This window comes from Streptomyces sp. NPDC048290, assembly GCF_040652095.1.
Classification (GTDB): Bacteria; Actinomycetota; Actinomycetes; order Streptomycetales; family Streptomycetaceae; genus Streptomyces.
Genome location: NZ_JBEZLM010000018.1, coordinates 1 through 16,098 on the forward strand (window position 1 = coordinate 1; position 16,098 = coordinate 16,098).

Annotated in this window: 16 protein-coding genes; 9 read left to right on the plus strand and 7 right to left on the minus strand. The window is 72.8% G+C overall.

What is annotated here, in order from left to right; translation table 11 throughout:
- Together AB0D49_RS27555 and AB0D49_RS27560 are read right to left on the minus strand one after the other, a co-directional pair.
- A partial coding sequence (locus AB0D49_RS27555) for a maltotransferase domain-containing protein (protein ID WP_362762148.1) occupies window positions 1–1,442 on the minus strand: 1,442 nt, incomplete at its 3' end.
- A 73-nt stretch (window positions 1,443–1,515) separates the two neighbouring features.
- Entirely contained in the window at window positions 1,516–1,812 is a 297-nt protein-coding gene (locus AB0D49_RS27560) for a DUF5133 domain-containing protein (RefSeq protein WP_355743018.1), read from the minus strand.
- A gap of 305 nt (window positions 1,813–2,117) precedes the next feature.
- Between AB0D49_RS27560 and AB0D49_RS27565 the strand changes: the two genes are divergently transcribed.
- Both AB0D49_RS27565 and glgX read left to right on the plus strand, forming a co-directional pair.
- Complete coding sequence (locus AB0D49_RS27565) at window positions 2,118–2,633, plus strand: pep a2 (RefSeq protein WP_362762151.1); 516 nt, start codon at window positions 2,118–2,120, stop codon at window positions 2,631–2,633.
- 5 nt (window positions 2,634–2,638) lie between these two features.
- Window positions 2,639–4,789 carry a glycogen debranching protein GlgX gene (gene glgX, locus AB0D49_RS27570; RefSeq protein ID WP_362762153.1) on the plus strand — a complete coding sequence of 717 codons (2,151 nt, stop codon included), beginning with the start codon at window positions 2,639–2,641 and terminating at the stop codon, window positions 4,787–4,789.
- Between the two features lie 317 nt (window positions 4,790–5,106).
- On the opposite strand, the gene AB0D49_RS27575 is transcribed toward glgX, so the two are convergent.
- Together AB0D49_RS27575 and AB0D49_RS27580 are read right to left on the minus strand one after the other, a co-directional pair.
- Window positions 5,107–5,910: a VOC family protein gene (locus AB0D49_RS27575; protein WP_362762155.1), complete on the minus strand. Its 804-nt coding sequence runs from the start codon at window positions 5,908–5,910 to the stop codon at window positions 5,107–5,109.
- Window positions 5,911–6,059: 149 nt separating this feature from the next.
- Window positions 6,060–6,848 (minus strand): RNA polymerase sigma factor SigF, encoded by a 789-nt coding sequence (locus AB0D49_RS27580; RefSeq protein ID WP_362762157.1) that lies wholly within the window; start codon window positions 6,846–6,848, stop codon window positions 6,060–6,062.
- A 218-nt stretch (window positions 6,849–7,066) separates the two neighbouring features.
- On the opposite strand from AB0D49_RS27580, the gene AB0D49_RS27585 reads away from it, so the two are divergent.
- The 4 genes from AB0D49_RS27585 (at window position 7,067) to AB0D49_RS27600 (ending at window position 9,996) form a co-directional block, all read left to right on the plus strand.
- The gene (locus AB0D49_RS27585; RefSeq protein WP_362762159.1) at window positions 7,067–7,624 is read left to right on the plus strand and encodes a MarR family winged helix-turn-helix transcriptional regulator; all 558 of its coding nucleotides are present in this window, start codon (window positions 7,067–7,069) and stop codon (window positions 7,622–7,624) included.
- Complete coding sequence (locus tag AB0D49_RS27590; protein WP_362762161.1) at window positions 7,621–8,457, plus strand: ATP-binding cassette domain-containing protein; 837 nt, start codon at window positions 7,621–7,623, stop codon at window positions 8,455–8,457. The genes AB0D49_RS27585 and AB0D49_RS27590 overlap by 4 nt, the downstream gene beginning before the upstream one ends.
- Complete coding sequence (locus tag AB0D49_RS27595) at window positions 8,417–9,286, plus strand: ABC transporter permease (protein WP_362762163.1); 870 nt, start codon at window positions 8,417–8,419, stop codon at window positions 9,284–9,286. The genes AB0D49_RS27590 and AB0D49_RS27595 overlap by 41 nt, the downstream gene beginning before the upstream one ends.
- A gap of 188 nt (window positions 9,287–9,474) precedes the next feature.
- Window positions 9,475–9,996 (plus strand): hypothetical protein, encoded by a 522-nt coding sequence (locus AB0D49_RS27600; RefSeq protein ID WP_362762410.1) that lies wholly within the window; start codon window positions 9,475–9,477, stop codon window positions 9,994–9,996.
- 54 nt (window positions 9,997–10,050) lie between these two features.
- Here AB0D49_RS27600 and hemC read toward each other — a convergent pair whose 3' ends face one another.
- The 3 genes from hemC to ligD all read right to left on the minus strand — a co-directional run bounded on the left by hemC (window position 10,051) and on the right by ligD (window position 12,964).
- On the minus strand, window positions 10,051–10,986 hold the full coding sequence (gene hemC, locus AB0D49_RS27605; RefSeq protein WP_362762165.1) for a hydroxymethylbilane synthase: 936 nt from the start codon (window positions 10,984–10,986) through the stop codon (window positions 10,051–10,053).
- A 70-nt stretch (window positions 10,987–11,056) separates the two neighbouring features.
- The gene (locus AB0D49_RS27610) at window positions 11,057–11,833 is read right to left on the minus strand and encodes an NPP1 family protein (protein ID WP_362762167.1); all 777 of its coding nucleotides are present in this window, start codon (window positions 11,831–11,833) and stop codon (window positions 11,057–11,059) included.
- A 147-nt stretch (window positions 11,834–11,980) separates the two neighbouring features.
- Complete coding sequence (gene ligD, locus AB0D49_RS27615) at window positions 11,981–12,964, minus strand: non-homologous end-joining DNA ligase (protein WP_362762169.1); 984 nt, start codon at window positions 12,962–12,964, stop codon at window positions 11,981–11,983.
- A gap of 176 nt (window positions 12,965–13,140) precedes the next feature.
- On the opposite strand from ligD, the gene AB0D49_RS27620 reads away from it, so the two are divergent.
- From AB0D49_RS27620 to AB0D49_RS27630, 3 genes are all read left to right on the plus strand, one after another.
- Window positions 13,141–13,650: a MarR family transcriptional regulator gene (locus AB0D49_RS27620; protein WP_362762171.1), complete on the plus strand. Its 510-nt coding sequence runs from the start codon at window positions 13,141–13,143 to the stop codon at window positions 13,648–13,650.
- 722 nt (window positions 13,651–14,372) lie between these two features.
- On the plus strand, window positions 14,373–14,840 hold the full coding sequence (locus AB0D49_RS27625) for a peroxiredoxin (protein WP_362762173.1): 468 nt from the start codon (window positions 14,373–14,375) through the stop codon (window positions 14,838–14,840).
- Window positions 14,841–15,141: 301 nt separating this feature from the next.
- Entirely contained in the window at window positions 15,142–16,092 is a 951-nt protein-coding gene (locus AB0D49_RS27630) for a TauD/TfdA family dioxygenase (protein ID WP_362762176.1), read from the plus strand.
- Window positions 16,093–16,098 lie beyond the last annotated feature (6 nt).

Genomic DNA, 16,098 nt, shown 5'->3' on the forward strand with positions numbered 1-16,098 from the left:
GGGCGGTGTCCGTGCTGGAGGTAGGCGTGCAGGATGTCGGGGGTGTTGGCGAAGAAGTTGGGCCGCATGTAGGAGGCGGTCTCGCCGGAGAGTTCGGTCAGGTACTCGGTGAGTTCGGCTTTCGAGTTCCGCCAGGTGAAGTAGGTGTAGGACTGCTGGAATCCGGCCTGGGCGAGGGCGTGCATCATCGCGGGGCGGGTGAAGGCCTCGGCGAGGAAGATGACGTCGGGGTCGGTGGTGTTGATGGTGCCGATGACGCGTTCCCAGAAGAGGACGGGTTTGGTGTGGGGGTTGTCGACGCGGAAGATGCGGACCCCGGTGCTCATCCAGTGGCGCAGGACGCGGACGGTCTCGGTGACGAGTCCGTCGAGGTCGGCGTCGAAGGCGATGGGGTAGATGTCCTGGTACTTCTTGGGCGGGTTCTCGGCGTAGGCGATGGTGCCGTCGGTGCGGTGGTGGAACCACTCGGGGTGTTTGTCGACCCAGGGGTGGTCGGGGGAGCACTGGAGGGCGAAGTCCAGGGCAATCTCCAGGCCGAGTTCGCGGCCGGTGGCGACGAAGCGGGTGAAGTCCTCCAGCGTGCCGAGCGCCGGGTGGACGGCGTCGTGACCGCCCTCGGGTGAGCCGATCGCCCAGGGGACGCCTACGTCGTCGGGTCCGGCGGCGAGGGTGTTGTTGGGTCCCTTGCGGTGGGTCGTCCCGATGGGGTGGATCGGGGGGAGGTAGACGACGTCGAAGCCCATCGCGGCGATGGCGGGCAGCCGTCGGGCGGCGGTCGCGAACGTCCCGTGGGGCACCTCGGCAGTGCCCTCCGAGCGGGGGAAGAACTCGTACCAGGAGCCGAACAACGCCCGCTCGCGCTCCACGAGCAGGGGCAGCGGCTCGGAGGCGGTGACCAGGTCCCGCAGGGGATGCCGGGCGAGGACCGCCTCCACCTCCGGCGTCAACGCCCCCGCGAGGCGCTCCAGTACCGGTCGGTCGTCGTCGCGCAGGGAGTGCGCGGCACGCAGCACGGCCGCCCGGTCCTTGCGGTGCGGGACACCGGCCGCCGCGCGCTCATGGAGGTCGGCGCCCTCCTCCAGGACCAGCCCCGCGTCGATCCCGGCGGGCACCTTGATCCGGGCGATCCTGCGCCAGGTGGTGACCGGGTCGCTCCACGCCTCGACGGCGAAGGTCCAGCGGCCCTCGGCGTCCGGGGTCACCTCGGCGCCCCAGCGGTCGGTGCCGGGGGCGAGTTCCCGCATCGGCGTCCAGGGACCGGGGCGGCCCTGGGGGTCGACCAGGACCACGTTCGCGGCGACGGCGTCATGGCCCTCGCGGAACACGGTGGCGGTGACCTCGAACGTCTCCCGCACCACTGCCTTCGCGGGGCGGCTGCCGCCCGCGACCGCCGGTCGGACGTCCCGTACGGGGATGCGCCCGATGGTCGGACTGGTGCTCATGGGTCCTCACCTCCGTCGTGCTCGAAGCCGGGCCATGGGCGGCCCGGCTGGGGGGAACTGCGGTGTGGGAGGACTACCTCCCAGCGCTGGTGGGCAGGGCCGTGGGTGGGCCCCGCCGGGCGGCCCGGCCGATGTGCCGCCGCCCGTTCTGCTCCAGCAGATACGCGGTCAGGGTGGTGCGCAGATAGCGCTCGGCGGCGTCCGCGGCCTCGCGCGCGCACCGCTTGCCCATGAGCACGCACAATGTGTAGCCCGAGTCCTCGAAGACGGCCCGCACCGCGCGATCGGCGGGTGCGGCCAGCATCATCCGTTCCCAGGCCCGGTACCGCCGCAACTGCCGGGTGACCTCGGCCTTGGCGGGTAGCAGCATGGCGCGGTTCACCTTCCGGGCGACGAAGGCACGCTCCCGACCCTCGGGCGCCGCTCGAAGCCTTCACTCATGGTGCACGCGCGGCGACGCAGCGTCTTGTTGGAGCTTCAACGATCTCAGATGTGTATGTATTTGTCTCAAATGTGCGCTCAGATGCGTCGGAGGCGCGCTCGTGTTGCACGAATGGCCTAGCGCGCCCACTGTGGGAGATGACTCAGAAGCGATCGGTGTTCACGCTTCGTGTTCGGGGCCGGGTCCGCGGGACCCGGAGACGCGCGGCCACCGCCGGTGAGGAGCCGACAACGATGAAGACCGCAGTTCCCTGCTACTACCACCTTGACGTGGACATCACCCCGGAACGCGTAGGACAGGTCCAGCGCATCCTGGCGGCCCATCTGCGCCACTGGGACCTCGACCCGCTGGTCGCCCCCGTCTGTGGCAACACCGGACTGCTGCTGGCCGCCATAGCGGCCCATGCCACCGGCACCTCCACCACCGTCGAACTGTGGTGGAACGGCCAGCACCTGATCACCGCCGTCGGCGAGCACGACGACACGCTCCGCCCGGACCAGGAGCTGCGCGGCTGCCTGGAGCGGATCGCCGCGATGAGCGACGGCTGGGGCTGCTGCGCCACCGGCACCGGAAGCAAGGTCATCTGGTTCTCCCAGCGGGCCCGCGACGGCGAGCGCCTCCCCCTGGTGCCGACCGCCCCCGGGCCCCGGCTCCGCGCGGTCCGCCAGGTGCCCCGGTCCGCCCGCCCGGCCACCGCCCTCGCCGCTCCCGCCCCGGGGCGGGGCCGGACGCCGGAGGGGGCGCGGTGACACCGGTGCCGTACCGAGGCGACGGCGACAGCGACGGGGAAGGCGTGCCCGCGTGGAGCGGACACCCCTGTCCACTGGGCGCCACCTACGACGGCGAGGGCACCAACTTCGCCCTCTTCAGCGAGGTCGCCGAACGGGTCGACCTGGTGCTGTACGACGACCAGGGCGGCAGCGAGACCGTCCGCCTGACCGAGACGGACGGTTTCGTCTGGCACACCTATCTGCCCGGCGTCGGCCCCGGCCGCCGCTACGGCTACCGGGTGCACGGCCCCTGGGACCCCGCCTCCGGCCACCGCTGCAACCCCGCCAAGCTGCTGCTCGACCCGTACGCCACCGCCGTCGACGGCCAGATCGACAACCACCCCTCCCTGTACGAACGCGCGGGGGACGCCCCCGACCCCGCCGACAGCGCCGGGCACACCCTGCTCGGGGTGGTCACCGATCCGTCCTTCGACTGGGGCGACGACCGCCCGCCGCGGCGGCCGTACGCGGACAGCGTGATCTACGAGGCCCATGTCAAGGGCCTCACCATGCGCCACCCCGAGCTGCCCCCGGAGCTGCGCGGCACCTACGCCGGGCTCGCGCACCCCGCGATCACCGGGCACCTGGTGTCGCTCGGGGTGACGGCGGTCGAGCTGATGCCGGTCCACCAGTTCGTCCAGGACGGCGTCCTCCAGGACCGGGGCCTGACCAACTACTGGGGCTACAACACCATCGGCTACTTCGCCCCGCACCACGCCTACGCGGCCCACGGCGGCCGGGGTGAGCAGGTCGCCGAGTTCAAGTCCATGGTCAAGGCGCTGCACGAGGCCGGACTCGAAGTCATCCTGGACGTGGTCTACAACCACACCGCCGAGGGCAACGAGCACGGCCCCACCCTGTCCTTCCGGGGCATCGACAACGCCTCCTACTACCGGTTGGTGGACGGCGACTGGGGCCACTACTACGACACCACCGGCACCGGCAACAGCCTGCTGATGCGCCACCCGCACGTCCTCCAGCTGATCATGGACTCACTGCGCTACTGGGTGACCGAGATGCATGTCGACGGCTTCCGCTTCGACCTCGCGGCCACCCTCGCCCGGCAGTTCCACGAGGTGGACCGGCTCTCCGCGTTCTTCGACCTGATCCAGCAGGACCCGGTGATCAGCCGGGTCAAACTGATCGCCGAGCCCTGGGACCTCGGGGAAGGCGGCTACCAGGTCGGCAACTTCCCCCCGCTGTGGTCGGAGTGGAACGGCAGATACCGCGACGCCGTACGGGACTTCTGGCGGGCCGAGCCGCACACCCTCGGCGAGTTCGCCTCCCGGCTCACCGGGTCGTCCGACCTCTACCAGCACAGCAGGCGCCGCCCCCGCGCCAGCGTCAACTTCATCACCGCGCACGACGGCTTCACCCTGCGCGACCTGGTGTCCTACGACACCAAGCACAACGCGGCCAACGGCGAGGACGACCGGGACGGCGAGAGCGTCAACCGGTCCTGGAACAGCGGCGCCGAGGGCGCCACCTCCGACCCGGCCGTACGGGAGCTGCGCGCCCGGCGGCAGCGCACCTTCCTCGCCACCCTGCTGCTCTCCCAGGGCATCCCCATGCTCGGCCACGGCGATGAACTCGGCCGCACCCAGGGCGGCAACAACAACGCCTACTGCCAGGACAACGAGACCTCCTGGATCGATTGGCGGCTCACCCCGGACCAGCGCGACCTGCTGGAGTTCACCCGGCGGCTGATCGCGCTGCGCGCCGCCCACCCGGTGCTGCGCCGCCGCCGCTTCTTCCACGGCGAGACGGTCACCCACGCCGGGCAGCCGCTGCCCGACCTGGTGTGGCTGGCGCCGGACGCCCGGGAGATGACCGAGGCGGACTGGGAGCGCCCGGACGCCCACACCGTCGGCGTGTTCCTCAACGGCGACGCCATCGCCGAGCCCGACCCGCGCGGGCGGCGAGTCGTGGACGACTCGTTCCTGCTGCTCCTCAACGCCTACTGGGAACCCGTCCGCTACCGCCTCCCGGACGCCTCCTTCGGCGACCGCTGGACCGCCCTCGTCGACACCGCCGACCCCCGGGGCGAGCCCGGCCGCACCGGACACAAGGCGGGCGGCGGGCTCACGGTCGAACCGCGCTCCCTGCTGCTGCTCTCACGGGGACCGCTGACTTGAGTGTCCCGCCCGGCTTTGGTGCGGGCGGCTGACATGTGTGTGCCGCCCGGCTTTGGTGCGGGCGGCTGACATGTGTGTGCCGCCCGGTTCTGGTGCGGGCGGCTGACATGTGTGTGCCGCCCGGCTTTGGTGCGGGCGGCTGACATGAGTGCCCCGCCCGCTTTGGCGCGGGCCGCTGACCTGAGTGTCCCGCCCGGCTCTGGTGCGGGCCGCTGACCCGCGACCCCGCCTGGCTCCCGCGCGGGACCTTGGCCCGAGCGCCCCGCCCAGCCCTCGCGGCCCAGCCCTCGCGCGCGGTGCCGACCCGCGCGCCCCGCTCAGGGCGCGCGCTCGGACGTCACCGTGAACTGGGCCCCGTCGGGATCGCGCAGCACCGCGCCCGCGGGGCCGCCGGTGAGGACACTGCCGCCACGCAGCTCGGCCGCCCGGACACAGGCCGCCACATCGGCGACCGCGAAGTGCACCTGCCAGTGCGGGCGGATGGTGGGATCGGGCGCGGCGCCCAGCGCGCCCGACCTGATCCGCGCCACCGCGTGCCCTCCCCGCCGCAGCACCACCTCGTCGCCCTCGTAGTGCACCTCGCAGGAGCCGGGCCGGTCCGACGCCCATTCCAGGACCTCGCCGTAGAAGATCGCCGCGTCGAAGGCGTCCCGGGTGTGCAGCCGGATGAACGCCGGGGCCGAGCGGTGCCACACCTCCCAGTGGCCCACGAGTTCGCCCTCCCACACCCCGAAGGTCGCCCCGTCCCGGTCGGCCAGCAGCGCCGCGCGCCCCGGCGGCAGCGAGATCGGCCCCACGGCCGCCGTACCGCCCCGCTCCTTGGCCCGCGCCACCGCCTGGTCGGCGCTGATCACCGCGAAGTACGGGGTCCAGGCGACCGCCATCTGCCACATCGCCGCCACCGCGGCGACCCCGGCCACCGGCACCCCTTCCACCAGCGCGATCCGGAAGTGGTCGCCGAGGGTGGCGGGCCGCCACTGCCAGCCCAGCACCGCGGTGTAGAACGCGGCCGTCGCGTCCAGGTTCCGGCTGGTCAGACTGACCCAGCAGGGAGTGCCGAAGACGGCCTGCGTGGTGACGAGGTCGGGCGCGGGGCGGGCGGGTGTCGGCTGCTGGTTCATGGGCACGTCCGTCTCTGCTCGGCCGCCGGCCCTCGGCCGTCCGGTTAGACACCAGTCTCATCCGGCAACCGCCACGCGGCCCGCCGAGCGCCCGTCCGGCGGTCACCCCGTTCTCCGGCCGCACGGCCCGCCCCGTACCCCTCCGGCTGTCACCCCGTCTCCGCCAGTACCTCCGCGCGCAGCCGGGCGCAGCACCCGTTCAGCAGCCGGGACACATGCATCTGCGAGATGCCCAGTTGCTGCGCGATCCGCCGCTGGGTCATGCCCCGGTAGAACCGCAGATAGAGGATGGTCCGCTCGCGCTCGGGCAGCGCCCGCAGACACGGCCGTACGGCGGCCAGGTCGACCACGGTGTCGAAGCCCGGGTCGGTGCCGCCCAGGGTGTCGGCGAGGCTGTGGCCGTCGGCGCCGGACGGCTCGGCGTCCAGCGACAGCGCGGTGAAGCACTCCAGCGCCTCCATACCGGCCCGCACCTCCGCCTCGGTCAGCCCGGTGTGCGCGGCGATCTCGGCGACCGTGGGGGAGCGGCCCGGCACGGTCTGCGCCAGCTCGGCCGCCGCCCGGCGCACCTGGTTGCGCAGCTCCTGCACCCGGCGCGGTACGTGCAGGGTCCACAGATGGTCCCGGAAGTGCCGCTTGACCTCGCCGGTGACGGTCGGCACGGCGTACGCCTCGAAGGCGTGGCCGCGTCCGGGGTCGTAGTGGTCGACGGCCTTGACCAGCCCGAGCGCCGCGACCTGGTAGAGGTCCTCCAGGGTCTCGCCCCGGCCCCGGAAGCGGACCGCGATCCGCTCGGCCATCGGCAGCCAGGCCCGCACCAGCTCGTCCCGCAGCTCCTGGCGCGCGGGCCCGTCCGGCATCCGGGTGAGCCGGGCGAAGGCGTCGGCGGTGTCGGGTGCGTCGTGGTGCGGGTGCTGGTTCCTGCCGGTGTCACGCATACGGCGGACCTTTCTCAGCCGAAGCCCCGGGCGGGCACACCTCGGTACCCGTGCGGCAGCACTGACAGGCCGATGCCCGGACAAAACGGTCTCGAAACGAACAAATCAATCATCGAGGAAGGAGCCAGTGCGGGGCCCTCGCTCAAACGGTCGAAACAGGGGCCGTTCTTGACCTCCCCTTGAGGCACTATCTCCTTAGCAGAGCTAACGTTGAAGACATGGATCAGACGGATCAGACGGATCGGATGGATCGGACAGATGGAGCGGGTCTGGTGAATCCGGGCGGCGGCGGACACCTGGACACCCTCCTGGAAGGCCGCCCGGACACGGCACCGGACGGCTTCCCCGAGGAACTCGCCGACGCCCTGGTCGGCGTCCAGCGCCTGATCCGGCGCCGGGTCCGCGCCGAACTGCCGGACGCCCGGCTGCGCGGCGGCGAGGTGGAACTGCTCCGCCTCACGGCCACGCACCCCGGCATCGGCATCTCGGAGGCCGCCCGGAAGCTCGGCCTCGCCGGGAACTCGGTGTCGACCCTGGTCAACCAGCTCGTGAAGGACGGCTGGCTGGTCCGTGAGACCGATCCCGCCGACCGCCGCGCCGCCCGGCTGCTGCCGACCCCGGCCGCCGAGACCCGGCTGGCGGACTGGCGCCGACGCCGCGCCGATGTCGTACGGCGTCAGGTCGCCCGGCTGGACGACACCGACCGGGACGCCCTGCGCGCCGCCCTTCCGGCGCTGCTCCGGCTGACCGACACCCTGCGTGAGGAGGACGCGTGACCACCGACGACGCCGTTTCCTGCACCGGCCTGAGCTACGCCTTCGGGAGCACCAAGGCCGTCGACGGTCTTGACCTGACCGTGCGCGAGGGCGAGGTCTTCGGTCTGCTCGGCCCCAACGGCGCGGGCAAGACCACGGCGATCCGCTGCATCACCACCCTGCTGCCGGTCCCGGCCGGAATGGTGCGGGTCTTCGGACGGGACTCCGCCAGCGACAAGATGGGCGTGCGCCGGATGCTCGGCTATGTCCCCCAGCAGCTCTCCGCCGACGCCGGACTCACCGGACGGGAGAACGTCACCCTGTTCGCCCGGGTCTACGACGTCCCCCGCCGCGAACGCGCCGAACGGGTCCGCCAGGCGCTCACCGCCGTCGGTCTCGCCGATGCCGCCGACCGCCTCGCCAGCACCTACTCCGGCGGCATGGTCCGCCGCCTCGAACTCGCCCAGGCCCTGGTCAGCGCCCCCCGGCTGCTGATCCTGGACGAGCCCACCATCGGCCTCGACCCGATCGCCCGCACCGGCGTGTGGGAGCACATCGACGCCGTACGCGCGGCGACCGGCATGACGGTCCTGGTCACCACCCACTACATGGACGAGGCCGACCAGTACTGCGACCGCGTCGGTCTGATGCACCACGGCAAGGTCCGCGCCCTCGGCACCCCCACCGAACTCCGCCGGGGCCTGGCCGAACGCCGGTCCGGCGCCACCGCCACCGGTCCGCTGCCGACGCTGGAGGACGTCTTCCGGGACGTCGCCGGCGGCGGCCTGGACGACGAGCCAGGAGGTTTCCGCGATGTCCGAAGCACCCGCCGCACCGCAGGCCGTGTCGGCTGACGCCACGCACACCGGCACCACCGGTGACATAGGACTGCTCCTCAAGCCGCCCTCGCCGCGCGCGGGCTGGCGACTGCTGCCCGCCCGGGTCGTCGCGATGTGCGCCGTCGAACTCCAGAAGCTCAGCCACGACCGCACCGAGCTGTACACCCGGGCCGTGCAGCCCGCCCTCTGGCTGCTGATCTTCGGCCAGACCTTCACCCAGATCCACGCCATCCCGACCGGCGGCGTCCCCTACACCGACTTCCTCGCCCCCGGGATCATCGCCCAGTCCGCGATGTTCATCGCGATCTTCTACGGCATCCAGATCATCTGGGAGCGCGACGCCGGAATCCTCAACAAACTGCTGGTCACCCCGACTCCCCGGGCCGCCCTGATCACCGGCAAGGCGTTCGCCTCCGGCGTCAAGGCGCTGATCCAGGCCGCCGTGGTGATCGTGATCGCCGCCCTGCTGGGCGTCTCCCTGACCTGGAACCCGCTCAAGCTCCTCGGGGTCGCCCTGATCGTGATCCTCGGCTCGGCGTTCTTCGCCTGTCTGTCGATGACCATCGCCGGGATCGTCCTCAACCGGGACCGGCTGATGGGCTTCGGCCAGGCGATCACCATGCCGCTGTTCTTCGCCTCCAACGCCCTGTACCCGGTGGCGATCATGCCGGGCTGGCTCCAGGCGATCAGCAAGGCCAACCCGCTGAGCTACGAGGTGGACGCCCTGCGCGGACTGCTGATCGGCACCCCCTCGCATCTCGCGCTCGACTTCGGGGTGCTGGCCGTGGCCGCCGCCGTCGGGATCGCCGCCGCCTCCTCGCTGCTCGGCCGGCTCGCCCGCTGAGCGGACCGCCGACGTGATGTGCAGCACGCACGGACCCCAGCCGCCCCGGCCCGCGCGGGAATCCTCCCTGGGCACGGCTTGATCACCGATCACCCTGGAATATTCCCTGATCACAGCGCCTTCCACCCGTTTGACAGCGTGCCGGACGCACGGATAGGAAGCAGCTCTTGGAGTACGAGGGGTGCAAGGTGTACGAGCCGAACGTGGTCGGGGACTGGCAGGAGTACGACGAGCATGCCGGTCTGCGGGTCCGTGTCCACCGGTTGAACGCCCAGGAACCCCCGCGCGGACGCGACGACGCCGCCGAGGGACTGACGTACTTCACGCTCCGGGTCACCGTCGAGAACCGCGGCTCCGAGCGGTTCGGCGTCCATCTGGAGGACGGCCAGCTCGACATCCGGATCGGCCCCGACGGCGAGAGCGCCTTCGTCGACTGGCGCAACTCCCAGTTCATCGAGGGCTACGACGTCTACCCGCTGCGCCGCGCCACCGCCGTGCTGTTCGCCGCCGGACCCGAGGCCGCGCTCGCCCGGGTCGACGTCCAGGTGCATCTGCGGATCGACGAGGAGTGGACCGACCGCCGGATGTGGTCCGGCGGCCTCGGACTCCAGGAGGACCCGCACGGCACCGGCGGCGGCCCCGCCCGCGAGGGCCTGGCCTGCCAGGTCAGCAACTTCCTGCGCGGTCAGGCCGAGGAGGGCACCGGCTGATCCGCTCGTCCGGACGCTGACGCGGTCGGTGGTGGACCGCCCGCCCCGCCCCGGTCAGTGCGGGATGCCGTCGATGATCTCCCGGGCGCCCTGGCGCAGCAGCGCCACCGCGACCGAGGTACCGAGCGTCGCCGCGTCCAGCCGCCCCGCCCACTCATGGGCGTTCAGCCGGGTCTTGCCGTCGGGTGTGAAGACACAGGCCCGCAGGGAGAGTTCGCCGCCCCGGTCGACCCGCGCGTAACCGGCGATCGGGCTGTTGCAGTGCCCTTGCAGCACATGCAGGAACATCCGCTCCGCTGTGGCCTCCCGGTGGGTGTCCGGATCGCCGAGCGCGCTCACCGCGTCTATCACGTCCGTGTCGCCCTCACGGCACTGGAGGGCCAGCACGCCTGCGCCGATCGGCGGCATCATCGTCTCCGGCGACAGCAGCTCGCTGATCGTGTCCGTGCGCCCGATGCGCTCCAGCCCGGCCGCCGCGAGCAGCAGCGCGTCCGCCTCCCCGGCGGCGAGCTTCTCCAGCCGCCGGTTGGCGTTGCCGCGGAACGGCACACAGTTCAGGTGCGGATAGGTGGCCGCGAGCTGGGCGACCCGGCGCACCGACGAGGTGCCGATCCGGGTCCCGGCGGGCAGTTCGTCCAGGGTCAGCCCGCCCGGGTGGACCAGGGCGTCCCGGATGTCGTCCCGCTTCAGGAACGCGGCGAAGACCGTACCGGCGGGCAGCGGCCGGTCGGCGGGCACGTCCTTCACACAGTGCACGGCGAGATCGGCCTGTCCGGCCACCAGCGCGGCGTCGACCTCCTTGGTGAAGGCGCCCTTGCCGTCCACCTTCGACAGCTCGCCCAGCCACTTGTCACCGGTGGTCTTCACCGGCACGACCTCGGTGCGGACGGCGGGGTGGCGGGCGCGCAGTTCGGCGCGGACCCGCTCCACCTGGGCGAGTGCCATGGGCGAGTCGCGGGAGACGATGCGGATCAGTTCGGGGACCGGCATGGGCCCACGATAGTCCGTCGCAGGACCGCCCACGGCCGGGTCGGCGGGCGGTCCCCCGGACGCCGGAGCGTCAGGCGTTCGGATCGAAGGGGATGCCCGCGGGCTTCGCCGACGACAGATGGGCGGCGAAGGCACTGTCCTTGAGGCCGAAGTTGGCGCTGCCGAAGTTGTACGACACCAGCTTGTCGCGGACACCGGCCGGGTAGCCGTTCCAGCCGACCAGCGGCGGATACTGCCAGGTCCCCCGGTGGTTCTCCGGCGGCTCGTCGCCCGCGCTCGCGGCCCGGAAGCAGTGGGTGCTGATGCCGTCCTTGTGATAGACGATCTTCGGGTGGGTGCCGTCGAAGCGGATCGCCGACGCGTTGTGCACGGTGAACGAGCCGTGGTTGGACGTCGAGACGTATCTCACCTGGTCGTCCTGCACCCACACCACGACATGCTCCCAGTCGTGGCGGTGCCCGCCCAGGCTGACCCCGGGCAGGGCCTGGTCCTTCTCGAAGTACAGCGCGTAGACGATCCCGCACCAGCCGTTGTCGCACTTGTAGCGTGCGTAGCCGTTGGTGTTGTCCAGGTCCCAGGCGTCCCGGCACTGGCCGTTGAGCGCGCCCGTCGGGTTGAGGCCCGGGTTGACCGTGCCGTCGGTGCCGATGGCGGGCGTGGAGTAGCAGCCGTCGGTGTCGTAGTCGTACGCGGGCTGGAACGTCTGCTCGAACCCGTCGGCGTTGGCGGGCAGTCCGGCCGGGGGCGCGGCCTGGGCGGTGGCGGGGTGGACGAGGACCAGCGCGCAGGCACCGGCGAGACCGGCGAGCCAGCGTCTGGCGTGCGGGGCGGACTTCTGCGTGGGCACGGCGGCTCCTTGGGGGGTGCAGCCCAACGGCTGTGGGGGGACGGGGAGTTCAGGGTGCCTCCCGGTCCCCGCCCGCGCCAAGAGCACACGGGCGTCACACGGGTGAAGCGCGGACCAATAGTCGTGGCGACCGCCGAGGGGGGCCGGTCAGCGGAGTTCCTCCGGGAGCAGCGCCGCCGAGTCCTCGGGCGTGACGTCCTGGCGCAGCCGCAGCCACGACGGCTGGCGCAGCAGCCCGGACCGGGTACGGGTGCTGTACCGGACCTCGCCGACCAGCCGGGGCAGCACCCAGTGGACGCCCGTGACCGGCGGCACCGGGTCGAAGGGGCACACCGGGGCGGCGTACCCGGCCAGCAGCGCGGCGAGTTCGGCGCGCTCGGCCTCGTTCCAGCCGGTGCCCACACCGCCGACGTACCGCAGCCGCCCGGTGGCGTCGAACTGGCCGAGCAGCAGGGAGCCGGGCAGTCCGCTCAGCCTGCCCCTGCCGGGCTGCCAGCCGCCCACCACCACGTCGACGCCCCGGGTGTTGCGGATCTTGATCCAGGAGCGGGACCGGACGCCCGGCTCGTACACCGAGTCCAGCCGCTTGCACACCAGCCCTTCGAGACCGTGCTCCCGGGTCGCCCGCAGCGCCCGCTCGCCGTGTCCCACCAGCGCGCCCGGCGTCGACCAGTACGGCCCGGCCAGCTCCAGCGACTCCAGCAGCGCGCGCCGCCGCCGGTACGGCTCCCGCAGCAGCGCCCGCCCCCCGAGATGCAGCACGTCGAACAGCGCCAGATGGACCGGCGTCCCCGCGGCCCGCCGCGCCGCCCGGCCCGGCGCGTGCGCCAGCCCCATCCGGGACTGGAGCGCCTGGAAGTCGGCCCGTCCCTCCGCGTCCAGCGCGAGCACCTCCCCGTCCAGCACGGCCGGGGTGTCCCCGAGCGCCGTACCGAGCCCCGCGAGTTCGGGGTAGGCGGCGGTGATGTCCTCCCCGGAGCGGGCCCGCAGCAGCACGCTCCCGTCACCGGCGAGGTACACCACCGCCCGCTGTCCGTCCTGCTTGGTCTCGTACGCCCAGCGCGCGTCCTGAGCGGCGGACGGCAGCACACCAGGCGTGGCGAGCATGGGGGCGACACGGGGGAGGGACACGCCCACACATGTGGACGGCGTACGGCGCTGTCACGCGCGGGGCGCGACGGTTTCGCCCGAACGGCGGGCAGGGCGCCTTGTGCGGGACCGAGGGGCCCACGTGGTCGGCCCTGTCCCGTGCACATGTCCGCGCCCCGATTTAATTGAGTTAGGCAACGATATGGTAAAGTCGAGGTATGTCCTCGACGTCGCCGCCCACCACCCCCGCCTCCCCGGAAGTGACCGAGATCGAGCGCGCGCTCTCCCGGATCACCTACCTCAGCTCGCGTGCCCGGCAGCACGACCGGCTGATGGCCGTGGCCGGGGTGCCCCTGGACCGCGCCGCCACGGGCGTGCTGCGCCGCATGGCCGACGGCGAACCGCCCCGCCCCGGCGAACTCGCCGCCCGGCTCGGCGTGGAGGCGTCCCATGTGACCCGCACGGTCCAGCAACTGGAGCGCGCCGGATACGTCAGCCGGGTCCCCGACCCGGACGACCGTCGCGCCCAGCGCATCGAGCTGACCGAGGCGGGCCGGGAGGCCATCGCCCGCATCCGGGACGCCGGGGCGCGCGGTATGCAGGTCGCCCTCGCCGACTGGAAACCCGAGGAACTGCGCCAGCTCGCCACGCTGTTCCACCGGATGGTGGATGACTTTCTGGCTCATATGACGGTCGAGGAGGGCGAGGGGGAGGGCGGCGAGGCATAGCCGGACGCCGCGCGTCCGGCGTCGAGCCGTGAGCGGGGCTGCCGTCCGGCCGACCGGCGTCGGGCCATCCACGGGGCTGCCGTCCGGCCGCCCACCCAGCAGCCCTCCGGGTACCCGCCCCGGCGTCAGGATCCACCGGGCTGCCCTCCCCGTACCCGCCCAGCGTCAGGACACCCGCCCAGCCGCCCTCCGGGTACCCGCCCCGCGTCAGCACACCCGCCCAGCCATCCCGGAGGCCCGACTCCGGCTCGCGCAGCCCCTCACCACCGGCAGCACCACCAGCACCATCCGCGGACGCGCCGCAGATGCCCGCCGAGGGCCCGTCCGGTGCCCGCCCCGCGTCAGCACACCCGCCCAGCCACCCCGGGGGCTCCGCCCCAGGCCCGCGCAGCCCCCGCACCAGCAGCCCCCACCACCGGCGGCACCACCAGCGCGCCCAGCGCCGTCCGCAGATGCCTGACGTCCGCGACCGAGCCCAGCGCCGTCCGTCGCCAGCCCGCCACCACTCACCGCCAGCCCCAGCGCGACCCCGCTCGCGCTGCCCAGGTGCCGGGGCGGACGAAGGCGTTCAGCCGCACGAACCCGATCGAACGGCGCACGATCGCCGCCGAGAAGCTCAGGAACGCGAGCCGGTCGCACCCATTCGCCCCGCGGCCGAACAGCCCCCGGTTACCGTCGCGTAGTATCCGCCGCACATTCCCCTCTCCCCTCCGGAGGAAGCCGTGGCTGGACGCGTCGAAGTCGGTGACCGGATCGAGGACTTCGAGCTGCGGGACGAGACCGGTACCGCCCGGCGCCTGTCCGACCTGCTCGCCGACGGCCCCGTCGTGCTGTTCTTCTACCCCGCCGCCCTCACCCCCGGCTGCACCGCCGAAGCCTGTCACTTCCGCGATCTGGCCGCCGAGTTCACCGCGGCCGGCGCCCGTGCCGTCGGGATCAGCGGCGACCCGGTGGAGCGGCAGCAGGAGTTCGCCGGGAAGCACGGCCTCGGGATGCCGCTGCTGTCCGACCCCGACGGCGGCGTCCGGGAACGCTTCGGCGTCAAGCGCGGCTTCAGTCTCGCCCCGACCAAGCGGGCCACGTTCGTCATCGACGGGGACCGGACCGTCCTCGCCGTCGTCCGCAGCGAACTGCGGATGAACACCCACGCCGACCAGGCCCTCGCCGCGCTGCGCGCCCGCCGCGCCTGACGCCGCCCTCAGCACTCCTCGCGGTCGTCCGGATCGCCGCCCCGCCGCCGGTGGGCCGGGGCGCCGATCGCGCGCGGCGTCCTGTGGGAACAGCGGATGCAGCTCGCTCTGGTGCACCGCGGGCAGCACACCCGTCCGACCACGGGTGACCTTCCTTCGACTCGTCAGGCGCCCCGGGCGCCCGGGACCCGGCGGGCCGCCAGGCCGGGGGCCCTGTCGCCGGTGGGTCGCCGCACTGCCACGATCCTCCCAGGGGCCGACACGGAAGACGCGGAAGACGACGACCGACGGAGTGGGAAGCATGACGACAGGGCAGGGCGGGGGCATCGAGGTGCGGCCGGTCGCCGGACACATCGGGGCCGAGATCACCGGTGTCGATCTGGCAGCCGGACTGGACGAGGCGCAGGTCGCGGCCGTCCGGGCGGCGGTACTGCGGTGGAAGGTGGTGTTCTTCCGGGGCCAGCGGCTCGGCCACGAGGCACATGTGCGGTTCGCCCGCCGGTTCGGCGAGCCGGTGGTGCTGCGCCGCCGCGGCGCGGCCTCACCCGCCGGGCACCCGGAGATCGAGACCACCGCGGACCGGCTGGAACTGGGCGGCCGGTACGGCATGGAGCACGACGAATGGCTGCGGCGCCGCCGCCATGTCCCGCTGCGCGGCTGGCACTGCGACCATGGCGCCCGGATCGACCCCCCGGCCGCGACGATCCTGCGCGCCGAGACCGTACCGCCCTACGGCGGCGACACCACCTGGTCCAATCTGGCCGCCGCCTACGCGGGTCTCTCCGGCCCGGTGCGCGCCTTCGTGGACGGACTGCGCGCCGAGCACCGGCTCGGCGTCGGCTACCAGTCCCGCCCCGGCGACGACGCCTACGTCCGCCATCTCCTGGACCATCAGATCGCCAGCCTGCACCCCCTGGTCCGGGTCCATCCGGAGACCGGCGAGCGGCTGCTGTCCGTCAACGGCTACTACGTCGAGCACATCGAGGACGTCTCCCGCGCCGAGAGCAGACTGCTGCTGGAGCTGCTCCTCGAACAGGCCACCCGCCCCGAGTACACGGTCCGGTTCCGCTGGGAGCCCGGCTCCGTCGCCTTCTGGGACAACCGGGCCACCATCCATCTCGCCCCGTCCGACAACGCCCACCTCGGCCATCCCCGGACCATGCACCGGGTGATGCTCGCCGGGGACGTCCCGGTCGGTGTCGACGGCAAGCCGTCCGAGGCACTGGTGGGCAGCGCCCCGGGCCACTGGTGAGCGACG

What these genes read in the sequence shown, in the direction of transcription:
- AB0D49_RS27595 (WP_362762163.1), top strand. Translation starts at nt 8,417, where the DNA reads ATGTCCGAAGCACCCGCCGCACCGCAGGCCGTGTCGGCTGACGCCACG.
- AB0D49_RS27575 (WP_362762155.1), bottom strand. Translation starts at nt 5,910, where the DNA reads ATGAACCAGCAGCCGACACCCGCCCGCCCCGCGCCCGACCTCGTCACC.
- AB0D49_RS27620 (WP_362762171.1), top strand. Translation starts at nt 13,141, where the DNA reads ATGTCCTCGACGTCGCCGCCCACCACCCCCGCCTCCCCGGAAGTGACC.
- AB0D49_RS27580 (WP_362762157.1), bottom strand. Translation starts at nt 6,848, where the DNA reads ATGCGTGACACCGGCAGGAACCAGCACCCGCACCACGACGCACCCGAC.
- hemC (WP_362762165.1), bottom strand. Translation starts at nt 10,986, where the DNA reads ATGCCGGTCCCCGAACTGATCCGCATCGTCTCCCGCGACTCGCCCATG.
- AB0D49_RS27565 (WP_362762151.1), top strand. Translation starts at nt 2,118, where the DNA reads ATGAAGACCGCAGTTCCCTGCTACTACCACCTTGACGTGGACATCACC.
- AB0D49_RS27630 (WP_362762176.1), top strand. Translation starts at nt 15,142, where the DNA reads ATGACGACAGGGCAGGGCGGGGGCATCGAGGTGCGGCCGGTCGCCGGA.
- AB0D49_RS27560 (WP_355743018.1), bottom strand. Translation starts at nt 1,812, where the DNA reads ATGCTGCTACCCGCCAAGGCCGAGGTCACCCGGCAGTTGCGGCGGTAC.
- AB0D49_RS27585 (WP_362762159.1), top strand. Translation starts at nt 7,067, where the DNA reads ATGGATCAGACGGATCAGACGGATCGGATGGATCGGACAGATGGAGCG.